General features: G+C 33.5%; 9 protein-coding genes. 1 reads left to right on the top strand and 8 read right to left on the bottom strand.

Annotation, left to right across the window (positions count from 1 at the left end):
- Positions 1–71: 71 nt before the first annotated feature.
- The 8 genes from Q4566_RS16625 to Q4566_RS16590 form a co-directional block, all read right to left on the bottom strand.
- The gene (locus Q4566_RS16625) at positions 72–473 is read right to left on the bottom strand and encodes a hypothetical protein (protein ID WP_303423628.1); all 402 of its coding nucleotides are present in this window, start codon (positions 471–473) and stop codon (positions 72–74) included.
- Positions 473–2,749: an AAA family ATPase gene (locus Q4566_RS16620; RefSeq protein ID WP_303423626.1), complete on the bottom strand. Its 2,277-nt coding sequence runs from the start codon at positions 2,747–2,749 to the stop codon at positions 473–475. Before Q4566_RS16620 ends, Q4566_RS16625 begins: the two co-directional genes overlap by 1 nt.
- Entirely contained in the window at positions 2,746–4,464 is a 1,719-nt protein-coding gene (locus Q4566_RS16615; protein WP_303423624.1) for a restriction endonuclease subunit S, read from the bottom strand. Before Q4566_RS16615 ends, Q4566_RS16620 begins: the two co-directional genes overlap by 4 nt.
- A gap of 1 nt (position 4,465) precedes the next feature.
- Positions 4,466–5,896 carry an N-6 DNA methylase gene (locus tag Q4566_RS16610; protein WP_303423622.1) on the bottom strand — a complete coding sequence of 477 codons (1,431 nt, stop codon included), beginning with the start codon at positions 5,894–5,896 and terminating at the stop codon, positions 4,466–4,468.
- Entirely contained in the window at positions 5,896–8,268 is a 2,373-nt protein-coding gene (hsdR, locus tag Q4566_RS16605; RefSeq protein ID WP_303423620.1) for an EcoAI/FtnUII family type I restriction enzme subunit R, read from the bottom strand. The genes Q4566_RS16610 and hsdR overlap by 1 nt, the downstream gene beginning before the upstream one ends.
- Before the next feature lie 162 nt (positions 8,269–8,430).
- Complete coding sequence (locus Q4566_RS16600) at positions 8,431–9,075, bottom strand: response regulator transcription factor (protein ID WP_303423618.1); 645 nt, start codon at positions 9,073–9,075, stop codon at positions 8,431–8,433.
- Entirely contained in the window at positions 9,065–11,143 is a 2,079-nt protein-coding gene (locus Q4566_RS16595) for a tetratricopeptide repeat-containing sensor histidine kinase (protein ID WP_303423616.1), read from the bottom strand. The genes Q4566_RS16600 and Q4566_RS16595 overlap by 11 nt, the downstream gene beginning before the upstream one ends.
- Positions 11,144–11,374: 231 nt before the next feature.
- On the bottom strand, positions 11,375–11,788 hold the full coding sequence (locus tag Q4566_RS16590; RefSeq protein ID WP_303423614.1) for a hypothetical protein: 414 nt from the start codon (positions 11,786–11,788) through the stop codon (positions 11,375–11,377).
- A 256-nt stretch (positions 11,789–12,044) separates the two neighbouring features.
- Between Q4566_RS16590 and Q4566_RS16585 the strand changes: the two genes are divergently transcribed.
- Positions 12,045–15,916, top strand: a 3,872-nt coding sequence (locus tag Q4566_RS16585) for a BspA family leucine-rich repeat surface protein (protein WP_303423612.1), incomplete at its 3' end; no start/stop codon positions are given.

Raw genomic sequence — 15,916 nt, 5'->3', positions numbered from 1 at the left:
GCCCCAAGAGAATTAAAAACAGTAATTTTAAACTAGTTTTAGAAAATTAAGCAGTTCTAATATGGGGAAGCTTACAAATTGTAATCAAACAATTTTCCTAAATCAATAAATAGATTAAAAATTATTGGATAACTAGTTTCCTTCTCATTCTTAGTTTTTGTTTTAAAGTAATTTTCTAATTGATTGTAGTCTGCTGAAGGCAAAATATCTTTAAAAAAATCATCACTTAAACTTTTCATCTGACTTGGCTTTGCACAAATCAGATCCTCTAAGTGACTGTCCTTTAATAAATAGTTCTTTATATTGTTTTCAATCGATGAAGATTTAAAGTTTAATTTACGGGCATTACATGTTGGACAGTCTTTATTTAAGCAGTACACGTCTAATTTTCTGAAAACTCTACATTTGATTATTCTTTTATGCTCTTTTAAAGCTTCTTTAATATGGTCTGAATCTAGATCTATAAAAAGCATTAGTCTTCAAATTTAATGTCATTAATATTTACACCTGCATTTTTAGCCATAATATTGAACTGTTCTTCTAAATACTTTTTTTTATTTTCAACAGGCATTATTGATGCTGCCATTTCACTTAGTTTGTTTCTTAAAACAGGTTCTCCAATGAGTTCAATAAGCTGAAGATGATATTCTCTGTTCTCGTTTTTAACTTCTAGTGAATCAAATTCTTTTTGAGTTTTCTCTAATTCAGTTTTAATTAAGCTTTTTTTACCTTCGTCTAATTTGTTATTATTTTGTAACTCCTTTAATTCTCTTAATTTAATTTCCAGAATTTTTGAGTTTAAATATGTTATTGTATCTTCTATTTGTTTGTTTGCATACTCGCCCATAAAACCGTCTTTCAAAAAGAAATCATTAGCAAGTAAATCATGAATGTTAGCACCAAAAGTTTGTTCTTTTAAATTTGCTGCAATTGATTTACCTTCATCATTTACTTTTAAATGTAGCACGTTTTGATTCGGAATATCTGATAATATAAAAGGTGAGTGGGTTGAGAAAATTATGTTTATTCCTGAAATGTGATTTAAATTCATCAAACTAATTGAATGATGTAATTCCTTTAAAAAACTTCTTTGAAACTCAGGATGAAAATAAAGTTCTATTTCATCAAAAATCAAATTCACATTCTTGTATTCGTATTCCCTTTTAGTGGCTCCATTTTCATGAACAGAGTTTAAATTATATAGGTGGTACAGTACAGTATGAATGGAATGTATTAATTGTTGCTCTCCAGAACTAAGATCGTTAAGAAAATACTTGTTGTTAATTTTAAGATCCAACGTAAACATTCCAAGAGGAACATTTTCCATTTCTATTTTATTTCTTTTAGAAGTTTTCCAATCAAAATTTGAAAGTGACTCTATATCAAATTCAGCAGAATAAATAGAAGAGCTCTCTTTAATTGAATTATCTGGAATACCAAAATTAACATTCTCAAACAAATTTCCTTTAAGCATATTTAAATTTTGCCTCAATTTCAAAGTTATATGACTCTTGTCAGCAGTAATTAATTTAAATAAATTTTTTAAATTTAGCTTTGGAATTCTATATTCAACTTTCTTTTTTATTGCTAAATAATCATCATTTTTGGGCTGATATTCTTCTATTGAAAACTTATCAAACCAAGTTATAATGTTTGAATTTTCAGAATAATAATTCAGAGCAATTTTATAGACTTTTTTTATACAATACTTAAACAAGTAATATCTAAGAATTTCTTTAGGAAGAGATTGTTCTGATTTAGGTTTTTCTTTTCCAAAAAAACTATAGCCTATTCCTTTATTACCGTTTTTTATGTCTTTATTAAGCTTACTCTTGAAGAAGATTAGTTCTTTTTTTGTGAAATTTAAATCTCCAATTTTCTCGAAGTAAGGTGCAAAATAATCGATAATATTTTGCTTATAAAACTCTTCAAAAAAAGAAAGAACATCCGAAAATGATCTTTCATTATTATCAAATTTTATTACATCTATATTGACAGGTTTAAATAACATATTTATACCTGTTACCTTTTTACCTTCGAGGATATTTGCATCATTTCCAAACGTTAATATATTAGATAATAATCTTGATTGTGCAAGAAAATACTCTCTATTAATATTAATATTACCTTTTTCTCTATAAGGATTAATTACTATAGGTGTTTTGTATCCATCATTTTTATGAAAGAGATCACCCAAACTTGGAAGTTTAACTTCATTTAACCCGTATATTGAATAATTTACAACTATAGAATAAAAGAAAGACTTAAACTCAAAAGGAACCGTTTCCCATTTTTTGGATTCTGAATTGAAAATAGATCTGTTAATATTCTGAGTGATTAATTGGATTCTATTTATCACTTCACCTTCAGAATAATAAACTTCAATTTTTAACCCATCTCTTAGGGCTTTTTTTGATTTAGAATCTTTACTTCTTAATGTTTGCCGTCTAAAGGCAAGGATATAACAGAAACTATACAGCAATTCAAGTAAAGTACTTTTTCCACTTCCATTTTTACCAACTATCGCAGAAACAGAAACATCTAGATCGTCAATATTTTTTCTTGGTATATTATATAGGGATTGTAATTGCTTATATTTCTCATTTTGTTTTATATCAATTACTTCTTTTGTTTCAGGGTCTTGTAGGATCTCAAAACTTGATGTGAATTTGTATAATTCGCCTTTTGTTAGCAGTTTACTGTATTCGTCATCCATTGGACGAATAGCTATTAATCTAAACCCACTCATACCTCTTCCATTTTACGTTCCCCCTCAAAAACCTCCCGCAAACAACTCTGCATGAGCTGTGCACTATGCTCTTGGCTTTGTTGTACTTCTTGCTCTAACCTATCACATAAACCCATTAAAGCATTTACTTTTTGGACGATAGCTTTTTGTTCTTCTAGGGGGGGGAGTGGAAACAACATTTGACGTAAGAAAGTTAATGATACAAAAGGTTGAGCGCCTCCACTAGCTTTTTCTTGTACAGCATATGCTATATGTTCACTAAAAGTTTTTAAATAATCGGGAACGCTTAAAGATTTTTTATAATATTTGAATAGTGCTACATTTTTAATAGCAAATTCAGTATTTACTTTTACCATTACTTGATTACCTAAATTACCTCCAATCATGGAAAAAAGAATATCATCTTCTTCAACTAGAGAACGTAAGTTTATTTTATCATAATCTTCTTTTGAAATCCTTTTTGCCTTTTCAAAACTAATTTCTCCATTTTTAAAATCTTTACTCGTAACTAGTGGGTAAGTATTTGGTCCAGAAATATAGGAAGGTGAATCGTGTGTGCCGTCTCGTATGTCAAATATTTGTTGAAACCTACACCAAACCCAACCATCAGGTAATTCATAAGGAATCTCATCTTCCGAAATTTTCGGTAAGGCTTTTTCCTTTTTTATTTTTTTGTCTTTTATGAGTTGTGCTTTTTCTTCTTGTATGCGTTTTAGTAGTTGACTAGCGTGATGTGATCCTGAAATGAGTTCAGGATGACTTGCTCTCCAATCTGTCGTTAACTTGCCTTGTACAGCCAATTGTAAAACCGTTTCTCGTAACTTTTTAATGTTAGTAGTTTCATTAAAGAAACTTTTAAAATGGTCTTGTAAAAAAGCCCATTCTTGGTTGGCATTATTAGTGGTGAGTTGGTTTAAAGCAGACGTAACAAAGTCTTCTTTTAAAGCTATACGTTCTACGGTTAGTTGCTCTAGTTGTTCTACTTCTTTAAAAAGGGTTTCTACTACGTTTACGATTTCTTTTTGTTCTTCTAGGGGGGGGAGTGGGATTGGACAAGAAATCATTTGTATCCTTTTCAGGTTAGATTGCTTCTTTCCATCATTAACATCTAAATAATGTTGATTTCTATCTAGAACTAGAACCATAAATTCTGGATTAATACCTTCAAAAAGTGTAACTCCTCCAATCCTTTGATTTAAAGTATATTTATTATCCTCTTTAACTAGGAAACATCTTGCAAGAGCCCTTCCATTTGGAACGTCACTCATTACAATAGCTATATTATCAATTTTTAAAGGACTTAAAGCCAAATTCGTTCGCTTAAACCTCTCCCCATTTGTAGAGACAAATCTCGAATTAACTAGAAAAAAATCTCCATTTTCATCAACTCCTTTCTCATGAGCTTTTCCATTCCAAAAATTGGCTAAATCGTGTAAGACACAAAATGTCCAACTATTAGGTAAGTCAGTTTTAGAAAATGATTCTAAAATTTCATTTTTTGTTTCGGAATCCCGTTTACTTAGTTTATCTATCTTATCTTTAGAAGAAACTTTAATAGAATTTAATAAATCAAGACCAGTATTTTTAGTTTTATTTTCACCTCTCCATTTTTGAGTTAATTTTCCTTCTAAAGCTAATTTAACGATTAGGCTTTTTAACTCTTTTACATTTTTAGGACGAATGGTTAACTCTTTAAAGTGTTGTAGTAGTTGCATATTACTTTAAAGCTTCAGTTAATACGTTTATAATTTCGTCCTGTATATTAGAAATTTTTTGTTCAGTAGTTCTAAATTTTTCTAAAATAACTTTTGGACTTTCTAAATTATCAGCTTCTTGGTGTGGATTTTTAATATCTAGATTATAATTACGCTTTTTAATCTCTTCAATAGAAACTTTCCAAGCATATTCATTTTCCACACGTTTGTTCCACCACTTTTTTTCTACATCAAACTCTTTAATATTAATGGGTTTGGTTTTATTATAGCTTTTTATACCTTCGGGATAAGGATGCTCGTAATACCAAACTTCTTTGGTAGGTGTGCCTTTTTCAAAAAATAAAACATTAGTTCTAATACCTGTATATGGATTAAATACACCATTTGGTAATCGTACAATGGTGTGCAGGTTACATTTGTCTAAAAGTTCTTCTTTTAAGCGTGTTTTCATGCCCTCGCCAAACAACGTACCATCGGGCAAGACAATGGCGCAACGTCCTTTATCTTTTAATAACCGAATGATTAAGGCCAGGAATAAATCGGCTGTTTCTTTGGTTCTAAACTTTTTTGGGAAGTTGGTTTCGGTACCGTCTTCTTCAACCCCTCCAAAAGGAGGATTAGAGAGGATGATATCGAGCTTGTCTTTAGCGCCCCAATCGGCATAAGGTTTACTTAGTAAATTATCTCTACGCACCACTGGCAAATCGAAACCGTGCAACATTAAATTGGTGGTACATAATAAATGGGGAAGTGGTTTTTTCTCGACCCCACGAATTGAATTTTGTAAAATATCACGGTCTTTAGGCGTGTCTACTTGTTTACGAACAGCTTCAATAGAACAGGTTAAAAAACCTCCTGTACCACAGGCAGGGTCTAAAACAGATTCTCCCAATTGTGGGTTAATCATATCTACCATAAACTGCGTGACCGCTCTAGGGGTGTAATATTCTCCGGAAGACCCAGCAGATTGTAGGTCTTTTAAAATGGTTTCGTAAATATCATTAAAAACATGACGTTCTGAAGTGCTGTTAAAATCAATTTCGTTAATCACGTTTATAACTTGACGGAAGAGGGTTCCGTTTTTCATAAAGTTATAGGTGTCATCAAAAACCGCACGTATAATTTTAGCTTGCGGACTTATAGAAATGTCTAAATCCTTTAAAGCAGGAAACAATTCGTTTTCTATAAATTCCATTAGGGCATCTCCTGTTAAGCCTTCATCATCGGCTGCCCAGTTTTGCCATTTTAAGGGTTCTGGTATTGGGCTTTCGTAATTATCAATGGTGATTTCCCATTCTTCTTCTTTATCGGCAAATATTTTCATAAAAAGCATCCATACCATTTGCGAGATACGTTGTGCATCGCCATCTACGCCTGTGTCTTTACGCATGATGTCGCGTATGCCTTTTATGTTTGTTGTGATGTTACTCATTAAGCTATATTATATATTTCGTTTTCTAATTCTTTTATCGCTTGTTCAAAATCCTTTTTCTTTCCAAAAGCACGCACCAACTCAACAGGCGAACCTATTTCGTTTAAGGGTTTTACTTTAAGAATGGCACCTTGTTCTATAGATACAATGCCTTCTTGCTCGTATTTGTCGAGTAAACTGTTTAGGACTTTTTGTGCCGTTTCGCTGTACTTGCCAAAGTAATTTCGTTTACGGACGTTATTAGCACGTTCTTGCCTGGTTAAAGCAGGTTGGTCGAAGGCGATATGGCAAATTAAATCAAAATCATCCATATCTACGTTTACTTCTTCACGTAAAGCTTCTAAAAGTACGCCATGTTCTGCGAGTTCTTTTATGAGTTCTTCTTTTTTATCAGAAGCATTCCAACGTTGAATAAATTGATCTAGTGAGGTGAACTCTCTTGTAATGTTTTTTTTAGAGTAATCTTTTAATGATTCGGTAATGAGTTTACCATCCTTGCCGTAATACTGCACACGTTCATGAACAACCGAAACAGGAATTTGATTGATATAGTATTTTTTTACTTCATCATCTTCTGTATCGCCAATATCAACGTTCGGTTGGCTAGGCGGGAAGTCGTCTGGGGTTGGCTGATCGGTAGGATCTCCTTCGTCAGGAGTATCAGCATCAGGAGGAGTTATCGGGTCATCAGGTCCCGGTTGGTAAATTTGAACGGGATCACCGTCAAAATCAGGTCGTGCAAAATTATTCGTAGCTTTTCTGAAATCCATAATGGTAAAAAATAATTTACCTTCAGCTTCTCTAATTCGAGTGCCTCGACCAATAATTTGTTTAAACTCTGTAACAGATTGTATGTTGGATTCTAGCACAATGAGTTTCACCATTTTGGTGTCAATTCCTGTAGTAAGCATTTTTGAGGTGGTTGCTATAACTGGGAATTTTTCTTCAACATCGGTGAAATTATCAAGTTCTCCTTTTCCAACTTCATCATCGCCAGTAATTTTAACGCAATAATTCCAATGTTTAGAAACTAGATCGGCGTTTTCATTAATTAAAGCTTGACGCATTCTATTGGCATGGTCTATGTCTGTACAAAACACGATAGTTTTTGCAAAGCGGTCTGTAGCTTTTAAGTATTCTGTAATTTTTTTAGCAACGACTTCAGTACGTTCATCTATCGCTAAGGTTCTATCGTAGTCTTTTAAATTATAAATACGGTCTTTAACTTCATTGCCATATTTATCGATTAACCCTGCTGTAGGTCGCCAACCGTCGTCAATACTTGTTACGACTCTCACTACTTTGTAGGGCGCTAAGAATCCATCGTCAATGCCTTGTTTAAGCGAATAGGTGTACACAGCTTCTCCAAAATACAACATGTTAGAAACGTCTTTAGTTTCCTTTGGGGTTGCGGTTAAACCAATTTGTGTTGCCGAAGAAAAATAATCTAAAACTTCGCGCCAAGCGGAAGCCTCGGAAGCCGAACCTCTGTGACACTCGTCTATAACCACTAAATCGAAAAAATCGGGGCTAAATTCTTTATAAGCATTTTTAGCGTCATCGGTACTGGTTAAACCTTGGTATAAGGCGAAGTATATTTGATAGGATTTGTCAATTTTTCTGTTTTTAATGATATGCATGATATCATTTCCAAAAGGGGAGAAGTCCCCGTTTTTAGTCTGCGTTAAAAGGGCATTTCTATCGGCCAGAAAAAGGATTCTTTTTTTAACTCCCGTTTTCCAAAGTCTCCAAATAATATTGAAAGCCGTGTAGGTTTTTCCAGTTCCCGTAGCCATGACCAAGAGGATACGCTGTTGTTCCTTTGCAATCGCCTCTAAAGTTCGGTTAATCGCGTTTTGTTGGTAGTATCTCGGACTCATACCACTATCGTCTACGTAATATTCCTTTTCGACTATGGTTTGTCCTTTGGGGGTTTCTATTCCTTTAAACTCTAAATATTTCTGCCATAATTCTTCGGGTGAAGGGAATTGATCTAAAGTAATTTCTTTTTCAATGCTCCCTGAGGTTTTAGTGTTGTCACGAAAAACAAAGGAATCACCATTAGACGTAAATACAAACGGAATTTGAAGTATTTCGGCATATTCCAAAGCTTGTTGCATACCAGAACCCACAGGTTTTTTATTATCTTTAGCTTCAATAATGGCTATGGGAATATTGGGTTTGTAGTACAGAATGTAATCTGCACGTTTATTTTTTCCTCTGGTATATAGATTGCCTTGAACTATGATTCTACCGTCAGTAAAAGAAACTTCTTCTCTTACCTGAGTTTTCATGTTCCATCCCGCATTTTTAATAGCCGGATTTATAAATTTAGAGCAAATATCTCTTTCTGAAAGATCCTTCTTATTCATAGCCTATAAATTTAAGGAAATCTGCTGATTTATAATTGTAGAAAACTAGAATTATATAAAACTATAATTGTATAATTATAGTAATAATTTTTGAAAGATCTAACTATTTTAATCTTCACACAACCTTTGTGATTGATCCATAATTATCAGAACAGTAAAAAACTACTCCGTAATATACTTCATCTTCAAGGCATGCTTGGTGAGTCCTGCAAGGTTTCTAACCTCCAGTTTAGCGATAAGGTTTTTTCTATAGCTCTCTATGGTGTGTTTGCTTAAATGCAGCTGGTCGGCGATTTCTTGAGTGGTAAACTCTTGAGCAATAAGTGTTATAACATCAATTTCCCGTTGCGTCAATTTTACGGCTTCTTGTTGTTTCTGATTAAACTTATTTTCTAAAAAAATGCTTTTTATTTCTTCTGAGAAGTATTTCTCGCCTTTCAAAATGGTTTGAATGGCGTGTAATAATTCGTGTTTTTCTGCATTTTTTGGTACATAACCATCAACATTATGCGCGATCAGCTCATCAATCATTTCGGCGTTGGTATGCATACTAACCACTAGTGTTTTGATGTCTGATCGCTTTTCTTTTATTTTTTTATTTAGCGTAATTCCATCAATTTTTGGCATTGAAATATCCGTAATAACGAGATCTATTTTTTCCTCAGGGTTAATATCTATGTATTTAAGAAGTTGCTTGCCGTTAGTAGTTGAAAATAAAACATTAAAAGCATTATTTGTGTTTAGAATACTAAGTATACCGTCTAAAAACATTTTATGATCATCAACAATAATTAAATTATACTTCATTTATAGCCGGTATTATTATGGGGATTTCTATATTTATTATGGTACCTCTGTTTATTCTAGAATCAATATTTAATGCGCCTTTAAACTGCTTAAGTCTGCTTTTAATATTTTTATATCCTATGCCTGTCTTGTGGTCTTCTGGACTAAAACCAACGCCATCATCTTCAAAAAGAATACTGAGTTCATTTTTTAATAGATTTATCTGTAAATCGATAAAAGTGGCCTTGGCGTGTTTAATCGTATTGGTGGTTAATTCTTGAATAATTTTAAAAATTTCTATTTGAAGATTTTTATCCAAAAGGTCAATTTTATCAGTAGGATAGGCCGAAAAAGTACTTTTAGCGCCCCAAATACTATGTATGTATTCTTTTAAAACCTCGCAAAAATTATTTTCATTAAACTGCTTTGGCACTAAATCATGAGATAGGTAGCGAACCTGTTCGTAGGTGTCATCAAGTTGTTTATTTATCGTGTTTAAAAAGGGCACCTCATGGCTATTTGTGGCATTATTAAGTTTGAGCTTAATGGCAGCTAGATTTCCACCAATACTGTCATGCAATTCTTGGGCAATACGTTTTCTTTCTTTATTCTGGCCTTTTATGGAGGCTTTTACTAATTTTAATTCTTGATCTGTAATTAACGAGGATATCTCTTTTTTCTTTATTTCTTCTTGCTTTTTGTTTAATTCGCTTTGTGTTTGAAGCTTTTGATAGTATAAAACTAGCAGTCCGATAATAGGAATAAGGAGAATCAAGAAAAAGTATAACATAACTTTTTTTTCGCTTTTTTCTTTCTCAAGTATTGTTTGTTGAATTTGCTGATCTTTTTTTAGCAGCGCGATTTCCGCTAATTTTTTTTCTGAAGCATTTTGAAAGGATAAAAGTTTGTTTTCATTTTCTTTATTTTCAACCTCCTGTCTTAGCTTAAGATTGTTTAAAGCTTCATTTTTATTTTCAATTTCAAGTTTTCTGTTGTTGTTTTCGACCTGAAGCAAACTAATTTCTTTTTCTTTTTGAAAGGTTTTGTATTTTACTTCTATTTCATTAACCTCTTTATCTTTTTGTAATTGGTTAATAGAATCTTTGATATGATTAGATTTGGTTGAAAATTCAAGTGCAGATTTATAGTCGTTTTTAGCAATGAAAATGTTTTTCAGATTATCATAAATTTCCTGTTGTTCATTTAAGTAGCCAAGTTCTATGGCATTGTGTAATCCAGATGAAAAAACAAGCTGTGCATCATGATACTGCTCCAAATCAATATATATACTACCTATAGCTAGGTGTGTACTTAAAGCTAATTGTTTATACTCTTTATCTTCAGACAAAAGAATCACTTCATGGTATAATGAAAGTGCTTTTTCAACATGGTTTTGTATGTAATAATTTGTGGCTAGACTTGTTTTTATAACGGCAAGAGCATAAAAATTTCTGTCTTCCCTACTTAGTTTTAAAGCTTTCTCATAATATGTATTGGAAGCATCATAATCTTCAAGAATGGCATATATGTCACCGATATTAATATAGCTGCCGTAAATAATTTCTGTTTCATCTTTAGCGTTTAAGCATTTTTCGAATGTTTTTAATGCATTATCGTAATCTCCTAATTCTTTATAGATGTTGGCAAGACCATGCAAATGCATATAGTAAAGCGAATTGTCGTTATATTTTTGAGAAACATCAACACCTTTATAATGCCATTTTTTACTTTCTTCTAATAAGCCTTTTCTTTTGTAGTTGATAGCTAATAAATTGTAAGTAATGCTATGTAGTCTACTTTTTAAGGAGTCATTTTGAATTAAGTTGCTGGATTTTAATGCTCGATTAGAGTAGAATAATGAAGAGTCTATTAATTGTCTTGAATTAAAATAATAGCTTAAAAGTACATTGATATTGACTTTAGAAACGGTGTCAAGATCTTTTTTGAGAAGTTTATGAGCTGTTTTATAAGCTTCATCAGATTTGTTATTATTTAGTAAAGAGAATGCCTGAGTTACGTCTTCTTTATAGTTCTTATTAAATTTTTGAGTACGATCTTCAGGAACATCCTTTATGTTTTGTGCTTGCAATGTATTAGAACACCAAAAACAAACAAGTATAATAATTTGATAAAACAATCGAGGCATAACGGCAAAACTAATAATTTTACTAAAAAATAGCACTTCCTAATATAGCGATTTACGAATTTTGGAATTTATAATTGTTTTACTTACTTTTTAATTGCTAGAAAGTTGAATTACTAATTAAAAACTTAGCTGTAGTTGTCTATAAATAACTTTTCTGGGTTATTTAGTTGATAATTATAGAAATAAGTAGGAGGCTGCGGTCATCCAAACACCCACGAATAGACCTACAATACCAAGTCGACCTAATTTTGGAGCTCTTTTTTTTCTTAACAGTGCTCTTTTTTCGCTTTCCATTTCAGTTGAAAAGTATTTATTAATTAATCCAAACGCGAGTAAAAATCCTAAAACAACTTCAATAATATTACCAATTAATAAAGTAATCCACCAAAGTGGAAATGTAGAAAATAAATCTATGTTTAAAACAGAGGATGTTACTCCCCAAACACCCCAAACACAAAATAATAATCCAATCCATCCTTGATGAGGTTCAATGTGTTCTAGAAGCTCATTAGCATTTGGTTTTTCACATAACAATAGTGATGGTATCGCAAAAATGCTTAACAAGATTAAAGCGAAGCCCCAAATCATATGTGTTCAGTTTTAATTGTGTTCATGATATTTTAATAGTTAACACGTATTAGTTTTTTAATGAAAGCCAGGCTCAGGTACATGAATGAGCCATGTTACAAAGTTGTGCATGACAAACCAAAATTAATAGGCCGTTTTAAGTGATAATTACACCCCTGTTTTCAGGGGTATAGCATGGTTGTAAATACCCCATTTGTAGTGATATTCTTTAGTTGAATCATCGATAGTTTTGCTTCCTATAAATTATTATATGATAATGAGGAGCATAAAAAATAGAAATAAGGAATTCAAATGGGTACTGGGGTTACTTATTATATTTAGTTTGTATTCTAATCTTGTTTGGACACAACAATTTTATCCAGCAAGTTTTGATGTAACGACACTTAATGGAGCAAATGGTTTTATTATTCCTGGGATTGATGATCAATCTCAATTTGGAGCCGAAACTAAATTTATTGGAGACATTAATAATGACGGTTTCGAAGATATTGCTATTGGGGTTAATAATGCAGATGTGAATGGCCTAAGTTTGGCTGGTGCTGCCTATGTTATTTTTGGGACAAATACAGGTATTCCTGCTTCGTTTGATATCACAATACTTAATGGTACTAATGGTTTTGCTGTTGAAGGTATTGCAGGGAGTACACGTATGGGCTCAACTGTTGAAGGCTTAGGCGACATAAATGGTGATGGTATTGATGATTTGGCTATTTTATCAGAAGGGGATGCTATGGTCATCTATGGAAAAACGACCTCCTTTCCTGCTACTTTTAATATTGATTATGCCGATGGGGTAAATGGTTTTTTAATACAAGGTTTTTCTTCTGGTAATGAGCTTGCTAATGTGGGGGATATTAACGGTGATGGCGTTAATGATTTTGCTATATCAAGGGCAAGCTATTCTCAATGTATATGGGTTTTTTATGGGAGAACTTCTAATTTTCCTGCTGCAATAAATGCCTCTTCGCTAAACGGTGTTGATGGGTTTGCGGTTAAGACGTATTCTAATTCTTCAATACCTGGTTTTTTAGTAGGTGGAGCAGGTGATATTAATAATGACGGTATCGATGATCTAATTATCGGAGATTGGTCTAGTGGCTTTTCAACACATTTAGAAAGAACATTTTTAGTTTACGGAAGAAATACGTTTCCTTCATTATTAGATGTAGAAGTGATGTCGATTACCGAAGGTTTTACGGTAGATCATACAGGAGGGAATTTTTTAGCCTTTACAGGGGCTTTAGGTGATATTAATAATGATGGTATTGATGATTTTTTCTCTGAAAAGGCTGCCATTTATGGAAGGAGTGGTGCTAGCCCTTTTCCAGCTCATGTTCCATTAAGTAGTGTATCCGATGGTACCTATGGTTTTGTTTTACCCGGAAGCCTAACAGCAGCTTCCATTGGGGATATCAATCAAGATGGCATTAACGATTTTATTTCGGTTTATGGAAATTCTGGGACTAAAGATGCCTATGTTGTTTTTGGTAGCACAACGGGATTTCCAAGCCCCATAGATGAAACAACTTTAAATGGTACAAATGGTTTTGTTATTCCTGGTTTTGGGCCAAGTAATATTGGTAGGCCTATAAGTGGCGATGGCGATTTCAATGGCGATGGTATTTCAGATTTTATAGTAGGAAACCCTGGTGCTATTCCTAGCGGCAGTACAGAACAAACCGGTGAAGCTTATGTGATTTTTGGAGGTGATCATTATGCATATCCTTTAAACTTACACGTTGTTAGGAATCTTACAACTTCAGGTTTTACCTTAGCCACCAATAGTTCAGAAACAGGAACCACCCATTATGCTATTTTTCCAGGAACCACTACAGGTACTATTAGTTATGACGAAATACTTTCTGGAACAGGTGCTGTTGAAAGTGGTGATTTCTTAATGAGTACAACAAATACAGATATAGAACATGTTATTTCATCCTTATCTGCCAACACGCCCTATGATATTTATTTGTTTTTTGAAGATGACGCTGGTAATTACGGGACTGTTTTTAGTGGAAATGATGTAACCACTTTAGTAGATCCAGCAACGGCATTTATTACCACATGGCAAACCACTACAGCTAACGAATCTATAACCATTCCTACTATAGGTGGAGGTTATAATTATACGGTAAATTGGGGAGATGGTACGATAGAAAACAATCAAACAGGTATTGCGAGTCATACCTATGCTACAGCAGGTATTCATACCGTAAGTATTTCGGGAGATTTCCCAAGAATTTATTTTCATCCTTTTTCATCACCCGCAGGGAATAATGCAAAAATATTAACTATTGAGCAATGGGGAGATATTGAATGGACATCGATGTCTTATGCTTTTTATAAGTGTTCCAACCTTAACATAACAAACACTAGTATAGATACACCAGATTTATCACAGGTCTCAAATATGGGAGATATGTTTTATGGAGCATCAAACTTTAATTATGACATAGGTAATTGGGATGTTTCAAATGTTACCGCTATGCGTTATACGTTCATGACAGCATCAAGCTTCAATCAAGATCTTAGTAGTTGGGATGTTTCAAAAGTTACTAATATGATATACATGTTTTGGGATGCCACATCATTTAATCAAGATATCAGTTCTTGGGATGTAGGGTCAGCTACAAATATGAAAGGTATGTTTTATGGAGTTACTTCATTTGATCAAAATTTAAGCAGTTGGGATGTTGAAAGCGTAACAGATATGACCAATATGTTTAGAGATGTTACTTTATCTACAACTAATTACGACGCCTTATTAAATGGTTGGAGTACACAAACTTTGCAATCAGGAGTGGAATTTCATGGTGGAAACAGTAAATATTGTGCCGCTGAGGTCGCACGTCAATCTATTTTGGACACTTATGGTTGGACCATCACCGATGGCGGTAAAGTAGCCGCATCATCTGAAATAAGTCCAATTTCAGATGTCAATGAGGTAGATGGTTATACCTTGCCAGCCATAGCAGGAACAGATTTATCTGGAAATGAAAAATATTATACAGAAACAGGTGGTGCAGGTACTGCTTTTGAAATCGGCGAGGTGTTAAACTATGCCGATTTCACAAATTACCCAGTAACTTTATTTGCTTATGATGCAGGTAATAGTTGTGGTGCGCTAGAGGAAAGTTTTAGTTTAACAATCGTCTTAAGTGATACCACAAATCCTACGGCCAGCAATCCAACGCCAATCAATGTATCCTGTTCAGGAGATGTTCCAACAGGGGATATTACCGTCGTTACTGACGAAGCTGATGATAGTGGCGAAATACCAACGGTAGCATTTGTTGATGATGTTAGCGACGGAAATAGTAATCCAGAAGTTATTACTAGGACTTACAGTGTTACTGATGTAGCAGGAAACTCTATAAATGTAGAACAAACCATAACAGTAAGCGATTCAGAAAACCCAACAGCAAGTAATCCTGCGCCAATTAATGTGTCATGTTCAGGAGATATTCCTTCGGAAGACATTTCAGTAGTTACAGATGCGGTCGACAATTGTACAACAACACCAACGGTAGCTTTTGTGAGTGATCTTGAAAGTACCCCAGGCAATATCACTAGAACCTACAGTGTTACCGATGAAGCAGGGAATTCTATAAACGTCGAACAAATCATCACGGTAAATGATACAGAAAATCCAACAGCAAGTAACCCTTCACCAATTAATGTGTCTTGTTCAGGAGATATTCCTTCGGAAGACATTTCAGTAGTCACTGATGCGGTCGATAATTGTACAACCACACCAATAGTAGGATTTGTAAGTGATGTAGAAAGTACCCCTGGAACAATCATTAGAACCTACAGTATTACCGATGAAGCGGGAAATTCAATAAATGTAGAACAAACTATAACAGTAAGCGATACAGAAAACCCAACAGCAAGTAATCCTTCGCCAGTTAATGTGTCATGTTCAGGAGATATTCCTTCGGAAGACATTTCAGTAGTTACAGATGCGGTCGACAATTGTACAACAACACCAACGGTAGCTTTTGTGAGTGATCTTGAAAGTACCCCAGGCAATATCACTAGAACCTACAGTGTTACCGATGAAGCAGGAAATTCAATAAATGTAGAACAGACTATTACTGTAAACGATACCGAAAATCCAACAGCAAG

This window comes from Tamlana sp. 2_MG-2023 (genome assembly GCF_030548465.1).
In the GTDB taxonomy this organism is placed as follows: domain Bacteria; phylum Bacteroidota; class Bacteroidia; order Flavobacteriales; family Flavobacteriaceae; genus Pseudotamlana.
The sequence above is the reverse complement of the archived record's forward strand: the minus strand, read 5'-3'. Positions and strand labels throughout refer to the sequence as shown.

Bases quoted from the DNA above. Each gene is read 5' to 3' on its own strand.
- Q4566_RS16625 (WP_303423628.1), bottom strand. From the start codon at position 473: ATGCTTTTTATAGATCTAGATTCAGACCATATTAAAGAAGCTTTAAAA.
- Q4566_RS16620 (WP_303423626.1), bottom strand. From the start codon at position 2,749: ATGAGTGGGTTTAGATTAATAGCTATTCGTCCAATGGATGACGAATAC.
- Q4566_RS16615 (WP_303423624.1), bottom strand. From the start codon at position 4,464: ATGCAACTACTACAACACTTTAAAGAGTTAACCATTCGTCCTAAAAAT.
- Q4566_RS16610 (WP_303423622.1), bottom strand. From the start codon at position 5,896: ATGAGTAACATCACAACAAACATAAAAGGCATACGCGACATCATGCGT.
- hsdR (WP_303423620.1), bottom strand. From the start codon at position 8,268: ATGAATAAGAAGGATCTTTCAGAAAGAGATATTTGCTCTAAATTTATA.
- Q4566_RS16600 (WP_303423618.1), bottom strand. From the start codon at position 9,075: ATGAAGTATAATTTAATTATTGTTGATGATCATAAAATGTTTTTAGAC.
- Q4566_RS16590 (WP_303423614.1), bottom strand. From the start codon at position 11,788: ATGATTTGGGGCTTCGCTTTAATCTTGTTAAGCATTTTTGCGATACCA.